Annotated in this window: 21 protein-coding genes and 1 pseudogene; 11 read left to right on the top strand and 11 right to left on the bottom strand. The window is 71.2% G+C overall.

Annotated elements, in window-relative coordinates; genetic code table 11:
- Positions 1 to 158 precede the first annotated feature (158 nt).
- Complete coding sequence (locus ACZ5OX_RS20470; protein WP_465631705.1) at positions 159 to 791, bottom strand: AAA family ATPase; 633 nt, start codon at positions 789 to 791, stop codon at positions 159 to 161.
- A 185-nt stretch (positions 792 to 976) separates the two neighbouring features.
- The gene (locus tag ACZ5OX_RS20465) at positions 977 to 1,603 is read right to left on the bottom strand and encodes a class I SAM-dependent methyltransferase (protein WP_465631703.1); all 627 of its coding nucleotides are present in this window, start codon (positions 1,601 to 1,603) and stop codon (positions 977 to 979) included.
- A 181-nt stretch (positions 1,604 to 1,784) separates the two neighbouring features.
- Between ACZ5OX_RS20465 and ACZ5OX_RS20460 the strand changes: the two genes are divergently transcribed.
- Both ACZ5OX_RS20460 and ACZ5OX_RS20455 read left to right on the top strand, forming a co-directional pair.
- Complete coding sequence (locus ACZ5OX_RS20460) at positions 1,785 to 2,957, top strand: macrolide family glycosyltransferase (protein ID WP_465631702.1); 1,173 nt, start codon at positions 1,785 to 1,787, stop codon at positions 2,955 to 2,957.
- Positions 2,958 to 3,102: 145 nt separating this feature from the next.
- Positions 3,103 to 3,459: pseudogene (locus tag ACZ5OX_RS20455) on the top strand (IS701 family transposase); the annotation flags it as partial.
- A 9-nt stretch (positions 3,460 to 3,468) separates the two neighbouring features.
- Here ACZ5OX_RS20455 and ACZ5OX_RS20450 read toward each other — a convergent pair.
- Entirely contained in the window at positions 3,469 to 4,194 is a 726-nt protein-coding gene (locus tag ACZ5OX_RS20450) for a TetR/AcrR family transcriptional regulator (protein WP_465631700.1), read from the bottom strand.
- Positions 4,195 to 4,324: 130 nt separating this feature from the next.
- Between ACZ5OX_RS20450 and ACZ5OX_RS20445 the strand changes: the two genes are divergently transcribed.
- Positions 4,325 to 5,026, top strand: a complete 702-nt coding sequence (locus ACZ5OX_RS20445; RefSeq protein ID WP_465631698.1) for an NAD(P)-dependent oxidoreductase — start codon at positions 4,325 to 4,327, stop codon at positions 5,024 to 5,026.
- 413 nt (positions 5,027 to 5,439) lie between these two features.
- Here ACZ5OX_RS20445 and ACZ5OX_RS20440 read toward each other — a convergent pair whose 3' ends face one another.
- The 5 genes from ACZ5OX_RS20440 to ACZ5OX_RS20420 form a co-directional block, all read right to left on the bottom strand.
- Positions 5,440 to 6,579: a methyltransferase domain-containing protein gene (locus ACZ5OX_RS20440; protein WP_465631696.1), complete on the bottom strand. Its 1,140-nt coding sequence runs from the start codon at positions 6,577 to 6,579 to the stop codon at positions 5,440 to 5,442.
- Positions 6,576 to 6,710 (bottom strand): hypothetical protein, encoded by a 135-nt coding sequence (locus tag ACZ5OX_RS20435; RefSeq protein WP_465631694.1) that lies wholly within the window; start codon positions 6,708 to 6,710, stop codon positions 6,576 to 6,578. The genes ACZ5OX_RS20440 and ACZ5OX_RS20435 overlap by 4 nt, the downstream gene beginning before the upstream one ends.
- A 152-nt stretch (positions 6,711 to 6,862) precedes the next feature.
- Positions 6,863 to 6,997 (bottom strand): hypothetical protein, encoded by a 135-nt coding sequence (locus ACZ5OX_RS20430; protein ID WP_465631692.1) that lies wholly within the window; start codon positions 6,995 to 6,997, stop codon positions 6,863 to 6,865.
- Complete coding sequence (locus tag ACZ5OX_RS20425; RefSeq protein WP_402401897.1) at positions 6,985 to 7,251, bottom strand: OTU domain-containing protein; 267 nt, start codon at positions 7,249 to 7,251, stop codon at positions 6,985 to 6,987. Before ACZ5OX_RS20425 ends, ACZ5OX_RS20430 begins: the two co-directional genes overlap by 13 nt.
- Positions 7,248 to 7,649, bottom strand: coding sequence for an ATP-binding protein (locus tag ACZ5OX_RS20420; RefSeq protein ID WP_465631893.1), 402 nt, complete (start codon positions 7,647 to 7,649; stop codon positions 7,248 to 7,250). Before ACZ5OX_RS20420 ends, ACZ5OX_RS20425 begins: the two co-directional genes overlap by 4 nt.
- A 268-nt stretch (positions 7,650 to 7,917) precedes the next feature.
- On the opposite strand from ACZ5OX_RS20420, the gene ACZ5OX_RS20415 reads away from it, so the two are divergent.
- Complete coding sequence (locus ACZ5OX_RS20415; protein ID WP_465631691.1) at positions 7,918 to 8,727, top strand: helix-turn-helix domain-containing protein; 810 nt, start codon at positions 7,918 to 7,920, stop codon at positions 8,725 to 8,727.
- Positions 8,724 to 8,924: a DUF397 domain-containing protein gene (locus ACZ5OX_RS20410; protein ID WP_465631689.1), complete on the top strand. Its 201-nt coding sequence runs from the start codon at positions 8,724 to 8,726 to the stop codon at positions 8,922 to 8,924. The genes ACZ5OX_RS20415 and ACZ5OX_RS20410 overlap by 4 nt, the downstream gene beginning before the upstream one ends.
- A gap of 58 nt (positions 8,925 to 8,982) precedes the next feature.
- On the opposite strand, the gene ACZ5OX_RS20405 is transcribed toward ACZ5OX_RS20410, so the two are convergent.
- Positions 8,983 to 9,744, bottom strand: a complete 762-nt coding sequence (locus tag ACZ5OX_RS20405; RefSeq protein WP_465631687.1) for a helix-turn-helix transcriptional regulator — start codon at positions 9,742 to 9,744, stop codon at positions 8,983 to 8,985.
- A gap of 221 nt (positions 9,745 to 9,965) precedes the next feature.
- On the opposite strand from ACZ5OX_RS20405, the gene ACZ5OX_RS20400 reads away from it, so the two are divergent.
- Complete coding sequence (locus tag ACZ5OX_RS20400) at positions 9,966 to 11,354, top strand: COG1470 family protein (protein WP_465631685.1); 1,389 nt, start codon at positions 9,966 to 9,968, stop codon at positions 11,352 to 11,354.
- 423 nt (positions 11,355 to 11,777) lie between these two features.
- On the opposite strand, the gene ACZ5OX_RS20395 is transcribed toward ACZ5OX_RS20400, so the two are convergent.
- Entirely contained in the window at positions 11,778 to 12,998 is a 1,221-nt protein-coding gene (locus ACZ5OX_RS20395; RefSeq protein WP_465631683.1) for a GNAT family N-acetyltransferase, read from the bottom strand.
- Positions 12,999 to 13,279: 281 nt separating this feature from the next.
- On the opposite strand from ACZ5OX_RS20395, the gene ACZ5OX_RS20390 reads away from it, so the two are divergent.
- From ACZ5OX_RS20390 to ACZ5OX_RS20375, 4 genes are all read left to right on the top strand, one after another.
- A complete protein-coding gene (locus ACZ5OX_RS20390; RefSeq protein WP_465631681.1) occupies positions 13,280 to 13,795 on the top strand; it encodes an HAD-IIIA family hydrolase in 516 nt (171 codons plus the stop codon).
- A gap of 108 nt (positions 13,796 to 13,903) precedes the next feature.
- On the top strand, positions 13,904 to 14,122 hold the full coding sequence (locus ACZ5OX_RS20385) for a hypothetical protein (protein WP_465631679.1): 219 nt from the start codon (positions 13,904 to 13,906) through the stop codon (positions 14,120 to 14,122).
- Between the two features lie 36 nt (positions 14,123 to 14,158).
- Positions 14,159 to 14,902 carry a DedA family protein gene (locus tag ACZ5OX_RS20380; RefSeq protein WP_465631677.1) on the top strand — a complete coding sequence of 248 codons (744 nt, stop codon included), beginning with the start codon at positions 14,159 to 14,161 and terminating at the stop codon, positions 14,900 to 14,902.
- A 388-nt stretch (positions 14,903 to 15,290) separates the two neighbouring features.
- Positions 15,291 to 15,542, top strand: coding sequence for a hypothetical protein (locus ACZ5OX_RS20375; protein ID WP_449806735.1), 252 nt, complete (start codon positions 15,291 to 15,293; stop codon positions 15,540 to 15,542).
- Between the two features lie 114 nt (positions 15,543 to 15,656).
- Here ACZ5OX_RS20375 and ACZ5OX_RS20370 read toward each other — a convergent pair whose 3' ends face one another.
- Complete coding sequence (locus ACZ5OX_RS20370) at positions 15,657 to 16,133, bottom strand: Dps family protein (RefSeq protein WP_465631675.1); 477 nt, start codon at positions 16,131 to 16,133, stop codon at positions 15,657 to 15,659.
- Positions 16,134 to 16,471: 338 nt separating this feature from the next.
- Here ACZ5OX_RS20370 and ACZ5OX_RS20365 point away from each other — a divergent pair, with 338 nt between their 5' ends.
- Entirely contained in the window at positions 16,472 to 16,873 is a 402-nt protein-coding gene (locus tag ACZ5OX_RS20365) for an SsgA family sporulation/cell division regulator (protein ID WP_465631673.1), read from the top strand.
- The last annotated feature ends 753 nt before the right edge of the window (positions 16,874 to 17,626 follow it).

Below are 17,626 nucleotides of genomic sequence, written 5' to 3'. Positions count from 1 at the left end.
CGGGAGAGCCCGGGCACCCTCGGCGGGGGTAAGAGGTGGTGTCCCCAAAGGGCAGCCCGCCCGCACCGGCCGATGCACCGCTCGCGCCGTACCTCGCACCTCACGCCTCGCACGAGAAGTCGGCCGGGCCGACTTCTCGTGCGGGCCCGCGTCAGGTCTCAGTCGAACCGGATGTGCTTGGCCCCCGTCCAGGTGCGGCGCAGCCGCCCTCGGAGCGCGCTGTCCTTGTTCGGAGCCAGCTTCAGTCCCGCGGAGGCGGCGACGTGCTCGGCGACCTGGGCGATCGTCAGCCGGTCCGTCCACACGTGCTGGGCGAACTCCTCCTCGCGCAGCCGCTCCAGGCACAGGTCGAGCTTCGACACGGCGAAGCTCTCCCGGCGCAGTGGGGCGTCCTTCCCGGCCACGAACCCCAGGACGTGTCCGAACCCGCGCCCGCGCAGCCGCTCCAGCACCGTCGCGCGCTCGGCCAGCAGGGCGAAGTGGCGGACGTCGTGGCCACGCTCGCGGAGCCGGCCGACGGTCTCGCGGAAGTACGCCGGCTCGACGACCGTCATCGGCGCGATCACTACACCGTCATGCCCGGTGAGCACCCGGTCCAGCACCTCGAAGACGCCCTGCCGCCACGCGGGGAGGTCCTGGAAGTCCCCGCGCAGCGACGGCGGCATCATCCGGTGCAGGCCGAACCCCACGTGCTCGGGGTCGCAGACGACGCTGCCGGCCAGGCGCCACCTGATCTCGTGAGCGGTCTGGGTCTTGCCCGCGCCGAACGGGCCGTTGATCCACAGGAGCATGCCCCGACCCTACTGACATCCGGACGGCGCGGTGACCCCCGTGGGAAGTCGACTCCTCGGACTGCCCGGCTCCAGGGATCTCGCCGTGGTCGTGTCAGTGGGCCGGGGTTGCCGTCGTGTGTCCAGATGTTCGAGCTGGTCCGGCGGGAAGGCGCCCGAGGGCGGCCTGGCCAAGTGTCACCTGCTCACACTGCGGTTCGCCGAGCCCAGAACAGGACGTGCCCGCTGTTCCCCTCGGGCACGAACTCTTCGTGGACCACGTCAAGGCCGGCCCGCACGAGCCAGGAGCGGTTCGTGGCGGCGTCCGCGTGGCTCCACCACATCGCGACCCCGCCGCCGAGCCAGTCCTCATCAGTCCCGGTCCAGGCTCGGTGCCCCGTCGTGCCCAGGAACCAACCCCCGGGCCGAAGCCAGGAAGCGATCCGCTCCAACATGGCGGGCTGTTCCGCCAACGGAATGTGGATCAGCGCATACAAACAGACCACAGCGTCGAAGCTCTCCTGCGGAAGCTCCAAGGCCGTGGCGTCAGCCCGGATGAAGTCGGCATCTGGCACCAGCTCCCGGGCCCTGCGAATCTGGACCTCACTGATGTCGACACCAGTGACACGGTGACCGGCCGTGACAAGCGAGCGGACCACCGGAACACCGGTCCCACACCCGACATCCAAGACCGTGGCTTCATCCGGGATCCGATCAAGCAACTGCCCGATCCACGAGCCGTACTTCGTCTCACCGCCGAATGCGCGCTCGTAGCGCGCCGACAGCAGGTCATACCCGCGCCGGACCAAGTCCTTGGGATCTTCTCCGTCCACGCCGCCGAACGGTAGTGCCCAGAGCTCTCCAGCGCGAAGGAATTACGAAGCTGACCACTTGGTACTCCAGTGTGCCTTCGTGATCTATCTGGTCGAGATTGAGGAGCGGTCGCCGCCAGTGGCTGCGGCGAGTCGCGAATCTCGATGGCGTTGCGGCCCTGGTGCTGTCAGGGTGTCCCCCGTGCTGAAGAAGTTACTCTTCATGACCCTTGCCGGACATGGTCACATCAACCCAATGTTGCCGTTGGTCGAGGAGCTCGTACGGCGCGGGCACCAGGTGGACTACGCCACGGGGACAGCCCACGCCGCCGCAGTCACCGGTGCCGGCGCACGCTGGTTGGAACTACCGCCGCTTGAGCCGTTCAGGCCACCATCAAAGATCGGCCCCGAGGCCGTGGCCGGCTGGTTGCGCCACTACTTCGCGGCAATGAGTGCGACCTACCCGGTATTGCAGAAGTACTGCGCCTCGGAGCCGGTAGACGCAATCTGTTACGACACGACGAACTGGCCTGCCCGGATCATCGCCAGGAGGCTGGGCATCCCCGCCGTCCAGTGCTTCCCCCACCTCGCCTCGAACGAGGCGTACTCACTGGACCGGCAGTTGACCGCAGGGCTCGACGGCGACGATCCAGCGATGGCCTTGCTCGCCGCCGACTGTGCGGCCTTCTCCGCCGAGTACGGCGTCCCGCTCGGTGTCGCCGACACCATGACGGTGGCGGACGGGCTCAACCTCGTGTTCGTCCCGCGAGAGTTCCAGCCGGCCGCTGACAGCTTCGACGAACGTTTTCACTTCATCGGCCCCTCGATGGGCAGGCGCGAGCAGGCCGAGCAGTGGTCACCGCCCGAGCCGGACACACCACTGCTGTATGTCTCGCCGGGCACCGTCTTCAACGGGAACCCGGATTTCTACCGCGCCTGCATAGCCGCCGTCGCCGACGGGCCGTGGCAGTTGGCGATGACCGTAGGCACTACAGACGCCGCCGTACTGGGCGCCATCCCGAGCCGGGTGGACGTCCGGTCGCGCTTCCCGCAACTGGCGGTACTCCGCCATGCCACCGCCTTCGTATCGCATGCCGGCATGAACTCCGTTATGGAGGCGCTGCATTACGGGGTTGGCCTCGTCGCCGTCCCGCAGACACCCGAGCAGGCTGCCAACGCCGGGCGCCTGGAGGAGCTCGGGCTCGGCGAACGCCTGGACGCCGACATGGTGAGCGCCGGAGCACTGCGGGCGGCGATCGACAGGGTTGCCTCAGACCCGGCAATACGCGTCAACCTTGTAGAAATGCGCCAAGCCGTCCTGCGAGGTGGTGGAGCCACACGCGGCGCCGACGTAATCGAGCAGTACCTCCGTTAGCACTCCGGCGTGACTCTGCGCTCTTGCGCCGCCCTGACTGAAGGCGGAAGCGGCCACCGCGTGATCATCAAGGGTTATGTGGACTCCTGAAGATCACGCGGTGGCCGCAGGGCACAGCATGGACGTGGCCCGCTGGCAGGCGACCACATGGCGTGTCGAGGAGTGCTTCCAGGCGGCGAAAGGTCAGGTCGGGCTGGACCACTATCAGGTCCGCCAGTGGACAGCATGGCACCGACACATCACCTTGGCCATGCTCGCCCTGGCCTTCCTCGCGGTTCTCGCCGCCGACGCGACGCCAGCGAGAACCGCACAGCCGAACTGGCCCGCCCGCAACACCGATCCGATCGACCTGACCGTTCCGGAGATCCGACACCTGCTCGGGGCACTGCTGAACCCACCAAACGCATCCCTGCGCAGGCTGCTGAACTGGTCAAACTGGCGAAGAGAGCACCGGGCCACAGCCCGCCGCAGCCACTATCAACGCCGACTCGCAACCGGATAGATCACGAAGTCACACTGGAGTATTAGCAGCGTTGATATTCAACGATCGGACCAACTGGGTGAGTTCGGCATGGAAGAGCTTGTCCGGCGAGAGTGTCTGGGCGCGCAGGTGACCATAGATCTCCAGCGCGACCAGGCCGTGCAGGTGCCCCCAGATCCGCAGTGCCAGAGCCACCCCGGCCGGCGGTAGTGCAGGGAACGCCGGGCGGACCTTGTCGAGCAGGCCGGCGTCGAAGTCGTCCCAGTCGAAGTCGCCGTCCCCATGGACTCGTTCGGCGCTGCACCAGGCCGTGTCCGCCAGCGCGGCGATGCCGATGCAGACCCGCCGGGCGGCGTCCGGCGCGGCACCGCCGTCCGGGACCCGGTAGCCGGGGACCGGGTCGCCGTAGATCAGCCGAAAACCCTCGGGGTTGGCCAGCGCCCAGTTGCGGAAGGCGTGCGCCCAGGCCTGGATCCGCTCCGCCGGGGCATCCTGGGCGGAAGCGGCCCAGGCGGCGTCGACAGCGTCGGCGAGCGCCGTGTAGACGTCCGCGACGAGGACGGTGACCAGGTCGTCGCGGGTGGCGAAGTAGCCGTAGATGGCGTTGGCCGTCATGCCCATCTCGCGGGCGATCGCCCGCAGGGTGATCGCGTCGGGGCCGCCCGATCGCATCAACTCCAGTGCTGTGCGCTTGATCTCGACGGTCGTCTCGGCCCGCAGTCGCTCGCGTCGTCCAGTGCTTCGGGTGCCTGCCACGGCGTCACTCTACAGTGTCACTGCACTGATTGCCGTATAGAAACTTCACGCCGTATAGTTTTCGCATGGCGTGAGGCCTTCTGGCCTCGTGCCGTCCGACCTGACCACGGCATGAACCAAGGGGAGAACCATGCACATCGGCGTCATCGGAGCCACCGGCACCATCGGCAGCCGGGTCGTCACCGAGGCCCTCCGGCGCGGACACCGTGTGACGGCGTTCAGCCGGGACGCCTCCGCGATCACCGACCGGCGGGAGAATCTCGGCTGGGCGAGCATCGACGTTCTGGACGACACGAGCATCACCGCCGCCCTGGCCGGCCTGGACGTCCTGATCAGCGGCTTCCAGCCCGGCAACGCGGCGAAGGACTTCACCGACACCGTCCAGCGCTCGATCGCCGACCCGACCGTCTACGCGACCGCCGCCCGGAACCTGCTCAAGGCCCTGGAGAGTCACCCCCGCACCCGGCTGATCGTCATCGGTGGCGCCGGCAGCCTGGAGATCGAACCGGGCGTCGTCCGCGCCGACCACGAGGAGCTCCTCCACGCGTCGCTCGACGAACTCGGCCTGCCCCGCGAGTACGCTGCCGCCGTGCGCGGCCACCGGGAGGCACTGAACGTCCTGCGCCTCTCGGACCGGCTCTGGACCTACTTCAGCCCCGCCGAGCAGATCGCCCCCGGCGAGCGCACCGGCCGTTTCCGCATCGGCGGTGACCAGCCCGTGCTGGACGCCGACGGCGTGAGCCGGATCTCGGCGGAGGACGCCGCGGTCGCGCTGGTGGACGAGGCCGAGCTGCCCCGCTTCATCCAGCGCCGGTTCACCGCCGGCTACTGAGTCTGCTGCCGACTCGGTACAGGTGACCGAGCAGATAGCAGTTCACGGCCCGGCGGGGGTGCCGAGATGCAGGCAGCCCTCGGGCCGCAGCTGAAGATCGCGCTCGACCCTGCTGACACATTCGCCAACCGCCTTGCCCGCTCCTCGTCCAAGCCCGACGGCCGTCCGTCTCGTGATCCCCTGCGCTGGCGGGCGGCCCGGCCGTCATTCTCCTTTCCGGGCTGGTGTGGCGGACACCGGCGGGAACGGCCGCAGCAGCTCCCACTCCGCGTCCGACAGCTCGCTGCGTCCTTCTCGCCCCATGCTCGGCACAACGAGTAGATCAGGCGACGGTCACATGATCGGCCGGACGGCTACTGGAGGGCGCGGGGAGGTGGCGGGTCGTCACCGCAGGGATCCCCGCGCCCCGGCCGTCACCTCAGGGGGTTGGCGGGCTCGTCCAGCCAGGCGGTCTGTCCGGCGGGGGTCACCGTGAGCCCGTACCGCTCGTACCCGGGGCGGCCGGCGGACTCCCACCGATGGTAGGCGGCCTCCAGCTCGTCCCAGAGTCGGCGCGGCCCGGACTGGCGGACTTCGAACCGGGATTCCCCGGGCACGGAGTCCACGGTCGCCCAGGAGGTGACGGCCGTGTCGAACAGCCACCACGTCCAGCCCTCGCCGAACCCGTTGCGCCGGTAGTACACGTCCGGCAGGGCGAGGGCACAGGCGAACTGCGCCAACCAGTCGTCCCCGATGGCCTCGGGGTCGAGCTTCGTCCAGGACTGACCGGAGTCACCCGGCCACTCACCCGGCAGGTAGTCGTCCACCGAGGCAACCTCGTAACGCTGTTGACGGAGCATCATGAAGGCGGACGAGCGGGTGAACCGGCCGCTCGCGCCGGCTCCGTCCTCGTCCACCGTGAGGCGGACGACCGCGCCGCCGCCCAGCAGCGGCGAGACCGGGCTGACGATCACCCCGCCCGGACGGGTCTGATTCAGCCAGGCGGGCGGGATGTACCGCAGTGACACGGTGGAGATGATCCGATCGTACGGAGCGCGCACGCCCCATCCGAGCGCCCCGTCTCCGCACACGACCTCCGGCGCGTAGCCGGCACCGCGCAGTGCGGTGCGCGCCCGGGCGGTGACCTGAGCGTCCACCTCGACGGTGGACACCATCTCGGCTCCCAGGCGATGCGCCAGCAACGCCGCGTTGTACCCGGTGCCCGTTCCGACTTCGAGCACCCGGTGTCCGAGGTGCGCGTCCAGGTCGGACAGCATCTCGACGACCACCGTGGGCATGGACGCCGACGACGTGGGCGTGATGCGGGCGCGGCCTTCGACTCCGTCGTCCCACTGCGTGATGATCGGCAGATCGCTGTAGGCGAGCCGCATCCACCGCTCGGGCTCCGTGGATCGGCTGCACTCGGCGCCGCCGTCCGCCTCGTTCACCCAGATGGTTTCCGGGAGGAACGCATGCCGCGGAACGGCTGCCACGGACGGAGCCCAGTCCGCGGTCAGCGACCCCTTCTCGGTCAGCGCGGCCACCAGCGCGGCCCGCTGCTCGCCGGGGCTCACTTCTTGTGCTTGGGGTCGGGGGCGGGCTTCTGGCTGTCCGACGACGGCTTCGGGCCGATGACCGGGCCGCCGGGCTTGGCGTGCCCGGGGCTCCGGCCGTCGCTCGGGCCACCCTTGTTCTCGTCACTCATGGTCAACTTCCTTTCTAAGTCCGGCATGTAGGGGCGATTCACCTCGACCCACAGCTCGGGATGGGTGGTTCGGTAGGTAGCAGAAGTCGGCGGGGCCGACTTCCTGTGACTGCCTGCGCCGCCCGGCCGACGCGGCCGGGCGGCGTGGAACTTCAGGACGCCGGCCGGTGGCCCGGGATGGAGTCCGGACGGCTGGGCATCCGCAGTACGGCGACCGCGCCGAGGCCGACGACGGCGATGGCGAAGGGCAGGAGAAGGGGAAGGGCGAGGTCGATCAGGAGTCGCACGGGACCTCGGCCTTCTCGTACTCGTAGTGGCGGAGGACCGCGAGGAGGTTGAGCACGGTGCTGGCCGGCGCCGCACCGAAGCGGACCAGGACGCGGCCGTCGACCACGCGGTCCGTGGCGAGGGAGGGCCAGATGAGGCCGAACCTGCGGCCGCGCTCGCGGAGTTCGTCGAGCAGGGAGGCGACCTCCGGCTCGGTGTAGGTGCGCATGATCGGGTCGGCCGGCCCGGTCGGGCGTCGGTGGTCCGCGGTCACGCGGCGGCGTCCAGCTCGAACCAGACCGATTTGCCGGTCTTGCGGTCCTCCGTGCCGAAGCGGTCGGTGAGGGAGCGGACGAGGCGCAGGCCCCGGCCGGAGACCGCGAGGAGGTCCGAACCGTCGCGGCTGACCGGGCGGATGGGGCTCCCGTCGCTGACGGAGACGCGGAGCACGTGGTCGAGCAGCGCGATGACGACGAGCGGCGCCGTACTGCCGCCGTGGCGCCAGGCGTTGACGAACAGTTCGAGGAGCGCGGTCTCGGCATCGGCGACCAGGTCGGGCGTCCACCCGGCGCGCGCCGTGAGCTCGCGCAACTCTTCGCGCGCGGCCGACCAGTCAGGGGGGAGTCCAAGGGGAGACACGAAGGAACCTCCGTGGGGTGCGAAGTGGATCATCTGTCGCCAGCCAGGAGGCGGCGAGAACACAGATCGATGCCTACTCAGTGCGCTCGATCCGCTACGCTCAGCATGCAGCCTTTGCGATGTGAGGCGCAACTCACTCGCAGCAAGTCGCATATTTGCAAATCGAACCTGAATTCGGCCTCACTGAATGCCAGTTGTCGGTAGCGCCGCCGACCACCGCACAGGCAGACTGGTCAACTGAAAGTTCTGGAGGGGACAACACATGGTGGTGTCAACCGTTCGCCGACGTCGGCTCGGAGGCGTGCTGCGAAAGCTCCGTGAAGAGCGGAAGCTCACCGCTGAGGTGGTGGCAGAGGCGACGGGGATGAGTCAGGCCAAGCTCACCCGCATCGAGACCGCCCATACGGCGGCCAAGGTCGAGGACGTCAACAGGCTCCTCGACTACTACGGATGCGAGGACGAGGAGTATCGCGCCGGGCTGATCGCCATCACGAAGGACGGCAGCAAGCGCGGCTGGTGGCTGAGCTATCGCGATGTCATCAACTCGACCACGTCCGACCTGATCCTCCTGGAGTCGGATGCCATTACCTACAAGACGTACGAGCCGTCCTTGATCCCCGGCCTGTTCCAGACGCCCGACTACGCGCGCATCGTCATCGATCGGCTACGCATCCGATCCGGCGGTTCAGTTGAGGACCTGGTTCAGGTGCGAATGGCGCGGCAATCCATCCTGACGCGGCCGAATCCCGTGCAGCTGTGGGCCGTCATTCACGAGTCCGCTCTGTGCTCCAACGCCAACCGCCCCGAGATAATGGTCCCGCAGTTGGACAGGCTCCTGACGCTCAGCAGCCTAACCAACGTCAACATCCAGATCATGCCGGTCGGCGCCGCGATCCACCCGGGAATGAACGGGGCGTTCGCGCTCATGGGCTTCCCTCAGCGGAAAGACCTCGATGTCGTCTTGGCCGAAGGGATGCTGAGCAGCCTGTGGGTCGAGGATCCGACTGATGTCGAGCTGTATCGGGCGAAGTTCCAGGAGATCACGGCAGAAGCCATGTCCGTCGATGCTTCGCTCGCCTTCATCACCGCACAGAGAGACAGGATCAAGTGACCCAGCCGCCCTTCAAGAAGTCCAGCTACAGCGCCGGCGACGACAACTGCGTCGAGGTTGCCCTCCCCAGCGGCCCGATCTCCTACATCCGCGACTCGAAGGACCCGAACGGGCCGGCCCTGGCCTTCGACCGGGCGGCCCACTCCTCCTTCATCACCGCCGTCGCTGACGGGGAGTTCGACTTCGGGCTCCTCTGAGCGTTCTCCCAGCGGTGCCTCGCCCGAGCCCGGGCGAGGCACCGCTTTCGTCTCCTGCCTAGATCAGGCCTCGGCGCATCGCATAGCCCACCGCGTGGGCCCGATTACGCAGCCCCAGCCGCGTGATGATCTCGTGGAGCACGTTCTTCACCGTGCGTTCCGAGTACGACGTCTTCGTCGCGATCTCACTGGTATCGAAGCCCTCGGCCACCAGCTTCAGCATCTCCGCCTCCCGCGCCGTCAACGTCGACAGGGTCAGCCCCCGCCCGTCGAGCATGGTGCGCTGGAGCATGCCGATCCGGTCGAGCAGTTCGCCCAGCAGATCCCCGGGCATCACGCCCTCTCCGTTCGCCAGCGCGGTGATCAGGTGCACCAGCCGGTCCTGGTCGGCCTCCGACCGGCGCAGCACGGCCGCGACCCCGTTCTCCACTATGGTCTGCAGCCCGCCGGCCTCGAACTGCCCCACCACCAGGCCTATCCGGCCCGACGTCGCGAGCCGCAGTCGGCGCAGGTGCTCCGTGACGGTCTCGCTCAGCGCGTCCACCACCAGCAGGGACACCTCGGCCCGTCCGGCCTCCGCCTCGCTCAGCAACTCCACCTCGGGCCGCTGGCGCAGCTGTTGGACCACGCCGGTCTGCAGGATGAGGTCTTCCGCGAACACCGCCACCCGCACTCCCCTCCTGCCGCGCGACTGCTCGGGGATGCGCGGGGCGGCGGCAATGCCGGAGCGCGGGGTGGCGGCGGCAATGCCGGAGCGCGACGCGACTCCGGTCCGGCGCGCGGTGACGGCTTCCTCACGGGTTGTATCGGTCGACGTCATCGACTACTCCATTTCTCTGTTCCTGCGAGGGTGACGGCCGGCCGCCGCGAGGCAGGTCCGGCCGGGGGTATCTGGGGGCGGCGGCGGGCCTCGCGGCGCCGGGCCGTTCCTGCGGCGGCACCGGGCGGGGTCTCCGGTCGGTCCTCACGGGCAAGGGGTGTGGCCCACAGCTTGCCCGTACGGCCCTCTCCTGCGGCGGCGAACCGCCCTACCGTCACGCTATGACCACATCCGCCGAACTCGGCCTGCCAGCACTCACGGTGGCCCCCGGTGGCGTGGCCACCACGACCCTGACGGTACGCAACGATCTCGACATCGTTGAGGCTTACACCTTCGAGGCGGTCGGCGACTGCGCCGCGTGGACGACGGTCGAGCCGGCCCGGATCTCGCTCTTCCCCGGGACCTCCGAGACGGTGACGGTCCGACTGGCTCCGCCGCGTTCCGCTTCGACCCGGGCCGGCGAGTTCCCGCTCGGTATCCGCGTGTTGCCGGTGGAACGCCCCGACCTGGTGGCGGTGCCGGAGGCCACCGTCACCGTGACGCCGTTCCACGAGCTGCGGGCCGCGCTCGCCCCGCGCCGTCGCCGTGGCTGGCTGCGCGGACGCTACCGGGCCTCGGTGCGCAACCTCGGGAACGCTCCCACCGCTGTGACGTTCACGCCCGGACAGGCCGGCGAGGACCTGCGGTTCGCCGTCGCACCGGAGAAGCTGCGGCTGGAGCCCGGCGAGTCCGGGGAGGTGCGGGTGCAGGCTCGCACCCGCAAGCTGATCTGGTTCGGCAAGCAGGCGACCTGGCCGTTCGAGGTCACGGTGGGCCCGGAGGAGCGGGCGGACGGCAAGGACGCCAAGGACACCAAAGATGCCAAGGACGCCAAGGCCGGAAAGCCGGATGCCGAAGCGGCGCTCGTTCAGAAGCCGGTCCTGGAGGGCGAATTCGTCCAGCTGCCGATCTTCCCCCGGTGGCTGCTGGCGCTCCTGGCGCTGCTGATCGCGCTGCTGCTGGCGTGGTTCGCGCTGGTCCGCCCGGCGGTGCGCAGCTCCGCCAAGCAGGCCGCCGAGCAGGCCGTCGCCCAGCAGAGCGCCACTCCGGCCCAGCCCGCCGGCGCCCCGGTCGGCGACAACCCCTCGGCGCCGTCCGCGGGGAACACGCCCGGCGGCCAGGCCAAGCCGGGCGGCGGGAAGCCGAGCGCCGGCCCCGGCGGACAGGGCGGCTCCGGCCCGGGCGGCCTGGCGGTGCCGGGCACCGGGCAGCAGAGTTCCGCCACCATCGACGTGCAGACCGAGAACGGCGCGGCCACGACGGGCAGTTACCAGGTGCCGCACGGCAAGGTGTTCGACATCACGGACCTCGTGGTCGCCAACTTCCAGGGCGACCAGGGTGTGGTGACCATCACCGCCGGAAACAAGACGATCACCACCATCGCCTTGGAGACCTTCCGCAACCAGGACTACCACTGGGTGACTCCCATCCAGGTCCCCGAGGACCAGGCCGTGACGGCGAACGTGACCTGCGAGGTGCCGGGCACCCCGGCCTCCGGCAAGCAGGCGCCCACGTGCCACGAACTCCTCAACATCAGTGGGACGTTGAGCGACATCCGACAGGGGAACTGAACCGACGCGCGCAGGATGATGCCCTTCCCTCCCCGGGCGACCGGGCGGGAAGGGCGCACCGGTTGCCCCGTTGATACCGACGGGCCCGTTCCGGCCCGTTCGCCCCCGACGTCCCTGACGTCCTTCTTCTCCGGCTTCGCCTCTCACGTCTCGTGACCATGTCAATACAGATGGACACTGTTGCAGAGTGCACCCGTACGACCAAACCGACCCGCCCGCGCCATGCCACGGTCTGTCCTCCGAGGGCAATCCGCCTGGTCCGCGGGGGCAAACCGGTCGGCCCCCGTGAACCATCGGGCCTGCCCACAGCGTTGATGATCCGTCCGGAAGCGCGCGAAAAGCCGAACGCCGTCCCCGCCCGTGAAAGGGCGGGGACGGCGTTCGGCTTTTCCCTGGGACTGCGTTCGCTCGGCGGCCTCCCGATCAGAACCAGTGCAGGCAGTGCGGCTCGCGCTCGGCACGGAACAGGGCGTCGGCGCGGGCGGCCGCCTCGGAGTGGTGGGCGCGGATGTGCCCGGCCCGGACGAGCCTGCTCGGGGCGGTACCGCCGAGGTAGACCGCTCCCAGGTCGCGGACGTCCAGGGACAGATCGGGCTCCCGGTCCGTCGGGACGCACTCGGCCTTGCCGTCCCGGACGGTCAGCAGGTACCGGTGGTGCTCGCCGAGGAACGGGTCGTCCACGTCCAGGACGAGTTCGCCGTCCGTGAACCAACCGCGCGAGGTCAGCGCCCGCGGCACGTCCAGGATCCGCACCCAGAGCCAGTCGGTGTGGTTCTCGAACCGGCCGGCGTTGAAGTCGGCGAACTGCCAGCGCAGCGGGTGGTCGGGCGGGCAGTGCCGGAACACGACCTCGCCGACCAGGTCGTGGCCGAGCAGGTACCGGGCGAGGTCGGTGTAGCCGGCGTCGTCCAGGGCGATGGTCTCGTCCACCGTCAGGGTGTCGCCGTCCTTCCAGTAGCTGGCGTACCCGTCCGGGGTGCCGTCGGCGTCCCGGTGGACGGCCACGTAGCGCGGCGTCCGGGCGATCGGGACCTGTCCGGCGCCCAGCTCCCACCAGCGGCGCGGGCGGGACAGCGCGCCGGGCTGGGCGCGGCGGTAGCGGTCGTAGACCTCCTCGATGATCGCCCCGCACTCGGCCCGCCGCAGCAGTTCGACCGAGGCGCCCGCCGGGGCCTCGGCCGCCCGCCGCGCCCGGGACGGGTCGAAGGCGGCCTGGTGGCGCTGCACCGTCAGTCGCTGGGTGTACGTCGCCGGGCCGTAGCCGAACCGGCCGTAGATCCCGGCCTCGGCGGCCAGCAGCACCGAGAGGAACTCGCCCCGGGCCCGGAAGTCGGCGAACTGACGCCGCATCATCGCGGTGAGCAGGCCCTTGCGCCGGTGGCTGGGCAGGACGCCGACCGACGTCACCCCGGCGACCGGGACGACGGCCTGCCCGGGCAGGGTGAGCTCGAAGCTGTGCGCACCGGCGGTGCCGACGGGCCGGCCGTCCGCCGTCACGGCGAGCAGGTTGCGATCCATCTCGGTCGCCGCCCACCAGACCCCGCCGCCGTCCGCGTTCGGAGCGTCCGGGAAGCGGCCCAGCGCGGCGTGGAAGGTGTCGACGAAGGCGCCGAGGTCCTGGTCGGTCGTGGAACGGATCTCCATGTGGTGGTGCTGCCTCCCCGATTCGCCGACGCCACCTCGTGTGGCGCCCCCCGAAGTGCAGCCGCACCGGGCGCTTCGGTCAACCGAATTACCGGCGGGAAGCCGCTCACGATCCGTCGCCCGACGGCGGTTTGACCGCCCCGTCGGTGGCAACCCGCGTCGGTATGGCTTACCTAGGAGAACCCGTACCGACCGTTCCGCAACCCCGGCCGTCCGGCCCCTGCGACCGGTCCGGGCCCTGGCTGACCATCCGCCCGGGCCCTGCGGAGCGGACCCGCGCCGTGCTGTTCGGCCGCGACGGCACGCTCCTCCGGGACGTCTCCTGCAACGGCGACCCCGCCATGGTCCACCCGACGGCCGGAATCCGCGCCGCCCTCGCCGCCCTGCGCACGGCCGGCTTCGCGGTCGGCGCGCTGAGCAATCAGCCGGCCGTGGCCCGGGGACTGCTGGGGCGCGGCCAGGTCGAGGCCGTCCAGGCCCGGACCGAGCTGCTGCTGGGGCCGGTCGACGTGTGGGCGGTCTGCCCGCACGGCCCGCACGACGGCTGCGCGTGCCACATGCCCGCCCCCGGCCTCGTCACGGCCGCCTGCCGGGTCCTCGGCCTGCCGCCCGCGCGCGTCACCGTGATCGGCTGCGCCGACTCCGTGATCGCCGCCGCCCTGGCGGCCGGCGCGCACGCGATCCGGGTCCCCGAGGCCAGTCGGCCGGCCCACCTCTCCTGCCCTCCCTGCACCCTGACGGCCTGCCCCTCCGCCGACGGCCCGGCCGAGGCCGCCGACCTGGTGCTGCAGCGCTGACCACGGCCCCGGGACCGCCTGCCGACGGTCGGTGTGTGAGCGGCTCCACGGCGGAAAGGCGCGTCACCGGGTCTGTTCGGCCGGGCCCGGCACCCCAAGGAGGACGGCATGGACGGCTCACCGAACGAACGGCCGCTGCACGACATGGGCGGCGCAATCGGCCCGGCGGACACCGCCGGGGCGGAGACGGCCGAGGGGACGGCCGAGGAGACGGCGGAGACGGCGGCGCGCCGGCCGTCGCCGATCGGCAGGGGCGGAACGCCGAACGTGGCGGGGAGCGCCGAACAGCAGCCGGAGATCGCCGAGGAACAGCGGGCGTCACATTGAGGCGGAGAGGGGCGCCGGTCCGGAGCGGGGTGGCTGATGCACTCGATCACCGACTGGCTGAGCGGCCTGTCCGGCCCGGTCGGGTACCTGGTGATCGCGGGCCTCGTGTTCGTCGAGGATGCCCTGTTCTTCAGCTTCGTCGTCCCCGGTGAGACCGCGGCCGTGCTCGGCGGGTTCCTCGCCCAGCAGGGCCGGATCTCCCTCGGCTGGCTCGTCCTGTTCGTGGTCTGCGCGGCCGTCCTCGGCGACACCGCCGGCTACGAGATCGGCCGCCACATCGGCCCGAGGATCCTCGACACCCGCCCGATGCGACGCCATGCGAACCGGGTCGACCGGGCTCAGGAGCTGATCCGCCGGCGCGGGCCTGCCGCCGTGTTCTTCGGGCGCTTCGTCGCCTTCCTCCGCGCCATGGTGCCCACCCTGGCCGGCATGGCCCGCATGTCGTATCGCCGGTTCCTCCTGTTCAACGCCCTCGGCGGCCTCCTCTGGGGAGTCGGGTTCACCCTCCTCGGCTACTTCGCCGGGGCGGCCTACACCCGGGTCGAGAGCACCGTCGGCCGGGTCCTCGCGCTCGTGATCGCCGCGGGCGTCGTCATCGCCCTGGCCGTCTGGCACTTGCGCCGCCACAGGTCCGCCGCCCGCACCCCGGGACGGGACGAGCGGGAACCCGGGGACGACCGGGAACCCGGGGACGAGCCCGGGGACGAGCGGGAGCCCAGGGACGAGCGGGAGCCCAGGGATGACCGGAAGCTCCGGGACGACCGCGGCCCGCAGCCCTGACGCGGGGGCCCGCGGGGCCCGCTCGCGGCACGCCGTCCACCGCCGTCGGCACCGACCGCTCCCCCGGGGTTGGGGGCCGGGTGCAGGACACCGGGGTGCTGACGTTCTTCAGCACCGTATGGCTCACGACTGCCGTCCTGGTCGGCGCCCGGATCGCCACCCGCCACCGGCAGCGGGGCCCTGACCGCGCCGACGGCGCACGGTCATGTCCGGCGGCGCGGCTCCCGGACCCGGGTTACGGTCGGAAGGCCGGCCGCCGGCCCGACCGGCGCCGTGCGGGACCGGGATCCCCCGACACCGCCCCACACCGGTTCGAAACCGGGCATCCGGGGCAGCCGTCCGGTATCCCATCCGTCGAAGCCCAGGACCCGGAAAGGGGAACGAGCCCATGACCACATCCGACGACCACGGTACGAAGCCGGACGAGCCGACGCGGGAACGGTCCGCCGAGGAGCGCGCGATCACGGCCCCGACTCCGCGCGATGTCCGAGCGAAGGCCGAGGGCCGGGTCGGGGCCCGGGAGCGCTCCGCCGAGGAGCGCTCCATCAGCGTGCCCACCCCGGCCGACGTCCGGCGGAAGGCGAAGCCGGACGAGGACGAGGGGCCCGAGCCGCCCGCGGCGGACGCCGTGGCGCCGTGAGGCTCCGCGCGATCACGCGCTGACTCCCGAGCCCCGCTCCGGCACATGGTCGCCGGGACGGGGTTCGGGAGTCCGAGCCGGACGGCCCGGATCAGCTCGGAGCAGCCCGTGCTCTCAACTCCGGTTCTCCGCCTGGAACATCCAGCTGTGCTTCTCGAGTTCGGCCGTGAGGCCGATCAGCAGGTCCTGACTGACCGGATCGGCCGGCCCGGTCTCCTCGATGTGCACCCGCAGGCGCCCGATCACCGCGGCGAACGCCGTCACCAGGTGCTCGACGACCTCCGTGTCCGCCGTCCAGCCCTCGGGGAAGCCGGGCAGGCTGCTGGTGGCGGCCACCGTGGCGGCCCGCCCGTCCGGGCTGACCCCGACCGCCGCCGCGCGCTCGGCCACCCGGTCCGCGAAGTCCCTCGCCGTGGTCACCACTTCGTCGAGCTGGAGGTGGACGGAGCGGAACCGGGGCCCGTAGAGGTTCCAGTGCGCCTGCTTGGCCACCAGGGAGAGGTCGAGCAGGTCGACCAGAGTGCCCTGCAGGGCGTTTCCGACCGTCTTGCGTTCGGCTTCCGGCAGCGGGCTGCTGATGACGATTCCCATCGCTGACATCCTTCCGGTTCGGGGAGCCGCCGGCCGGCTCCACACGGGTGGAGGCCCTCCGCCCGGCCGTCGGCGCGTGCGTGGTCCTGATGGCCGGTGCGCGGGGCCCGGCCTCACCGGGGCACGGACGAACGACCGCCCGGGCGGCGGGATCGTCCCGCGACTGCCCGGTCCCACGGCCCGGAAACCACCCTGACCGGGCGCATCACGCCGGGCGAACCGCTCGCACCAGCGGACGAGGAATGCGCCCCGGGTGGGCGGGTAACCGAGCGCTGCCGCCACCGGCCGTCCGGGCCGGGGCGCCGACCGGTGCCACCGCCAGAACGGGAGTCCACCGCATGACCGTCGCCACCTCCTGGTCCACCTCCGTCACCCTGCCCGAAGGCCCGTGCCCCGACCTGGCCGTCGAGGCGCAGCTGCGGTTCGACACCGCGTCGCCGTACGCGGTGTGCCTGGCGTTCCCGCCGCTCGGCGAGGACGACCGGGCACAGTGGACCTTCGCGCGCGAGCTGCTGGACCGGGGGCAGCACGGCCCCGTCGGCTGCGGGGACGTGACCGTCTCCCCCGGGCCGGAGGGCCGGGTGCTGATCACTCTGCGGTCCCCGGAGGCGCGGGCCCTCATCAGCGTCCCGGCGGCCGTCGTGTCGGCGTTCCTCCTCGACTCCTTCCGCCTGGTACCGGCCGGTTCCGAGGCCGAGCACCTGGACATCGACGCCGCCCTCGCCCGACTGTTGCCCTGACCGGAGCGGAGGGCATGGCCCCGGGCAGGTGGGGTAGGCGGGCGCCACGCGGCGCCCCGGCCCCGGTCCTCCCCCCGGGGCCGGGCCCGCGGCCGGACCACGAGGACCGGACAAGGACCGGACCACAAGGACCGGATCACAAGGAAAGGACCACAAGGAGAGGACCACAAGGAGAGGACCACAAGGAGAGGAGCGGACCATGCCCGTCCCACCACCCCCGGCCACGGCCACGGCCGACGGACCTTCCCTGATCGCCGTCGCCGTGCCCGCCCTGGCCATCGCCGTACTGCTCATCGGCGCGTTCGCCTGGGGCAGCCACCACCTGAACCGCCGACGGCCGAGGCCGCCCAGAGGAGCCGCCGCGGCCCGCGCCGACTCCTGGCGCACGCCTGACGGCGACGGTCCGCGGCCTTCGGAGCGGAAGCCCACCGGTCGTGAGGAGGACCGCTCCCCGGGCGGGCGGTCTCAGCGCCCGCGGTCGCCCCGACGGCCGTCGTGAGGCACGCCCGCCGTCACCAGCGGTCGTGATCCGGACGCTCGCGGCGTTCGGGCGGCGGGCGATCGCGGTCAGCGCCTCGGCGCAGGTCTCCACGCTCACCCCGGAGGCGGCGATCCGGCCCTCCGCAGCTGCACCAGGTCGAGCCGCCCGTGCGGCGCCGCGCCGCAGCACGCCGTCTCCGGCACTCGTCCGGGGGCCCGCCGGGCGGGACCCGCTGGGCCGTTCGGTCCAATCCTCGCGGCAGGCGGCCGCGC

This window comes from Kitasatospora sp. NPDC032121 (assembly GCF_055580145.1).
Note: the sequence above shows the minus strand (reverse complement) of the source record. Positions and strands in the feature narration are given on the sequence as shown.

Excerpts from the sequence above, each read along its gene's own strand:
- ACZ5OX_RS20470 (WP_465631705.1), bottom strand. The coding sequence starts at position 791 with ATGCTCCTGTGGATCAACGGCCCGTTCGGCGCGGGCAAGACCCAGACC.
- ACZ5OX_RS20445 (WP_465631698.1), top strand. The coding sequence starts at position 4,325 with ATGCACATCGGCGTCATCGGAGCCACCGGCACCATCGGCAGCCGGGTC.
- ACZ5OX_RS20435 (WP_465631694.1), bottom strand. The coding sequence starts at position 6,710 with ATGAGTGACGAGAACAAGGGTGGCCCGAGCGACGGCCGGAGCCCCGGG.
- ACZ5OX_RS20420 (WP_465631893.1), bottom strand. The coding sequence starts at position 7,649 with ATGATCCACTTCGCACCCCACGGAGGTTCCTTCGTGTCTCCCCTTGGA.
- ACZ5OX_RS20405 (WP_465631687.1), bottom strand. The coding sequence starts at position 9,744 with ATGACGTCGACCGATACAACCCGTGAGGAAGCCGTCACCGCGCGCCGG.
- ACZ5OX_RS20400 (WP_465631685.1), top strand. The coding sequence starts at position 9,966 with ATGACCACATCCGCCGAACTCGGCCTGCCAGCACTCACGGTGGCCCCC.
- ACZ5OX_RS20395 (WP_465631683.1), bottom strand. The coding sequence starts at position 12,998 with ATGGAGATCCGTTCCACGACCGACCAGGACCTCGGCGCCTTCGTCGAC.
- ACZ5OX_RS20385 (WP_465631679.1), top strand. The coding sequence starts at position 13,904 with ATGGACGGCTCACCGAACGAACGGCCGCTGCACGACATGGGCGGCGCA.
- ACZ5OX_RS20380 (WP_465631677.1), top strand. The coding sequence starts at position 14,159 with ATGCACTCGATCACCGACTGGCTGAGCGGCCTGTCCGGCCCGGTCGGG.
- ACZ5OX_RS20375 (WP_449806735.1), top strand. The coding sequence starts at position 15,291 with ATGACCACATCCGACGACCACGGTACGAAGCCGGACGAGCCGACGCGG.
- ACZ5OX_RS20370 (WP_465631675.1), bottom strand. The coding sequence starts at position 16,133 with ATGGGAATCGTCATCAGCAGCCCGCTGCCGGAAGCCGAACGCAAGACG.
- ACZ5OX_RS20365 (WP_465631673.1), top strand. The coding sequence starts at position 16,472 with ATGACCGTCGCCACCTCCTGGTCCACCTCCGTCACCCTGCCCGAAGGC.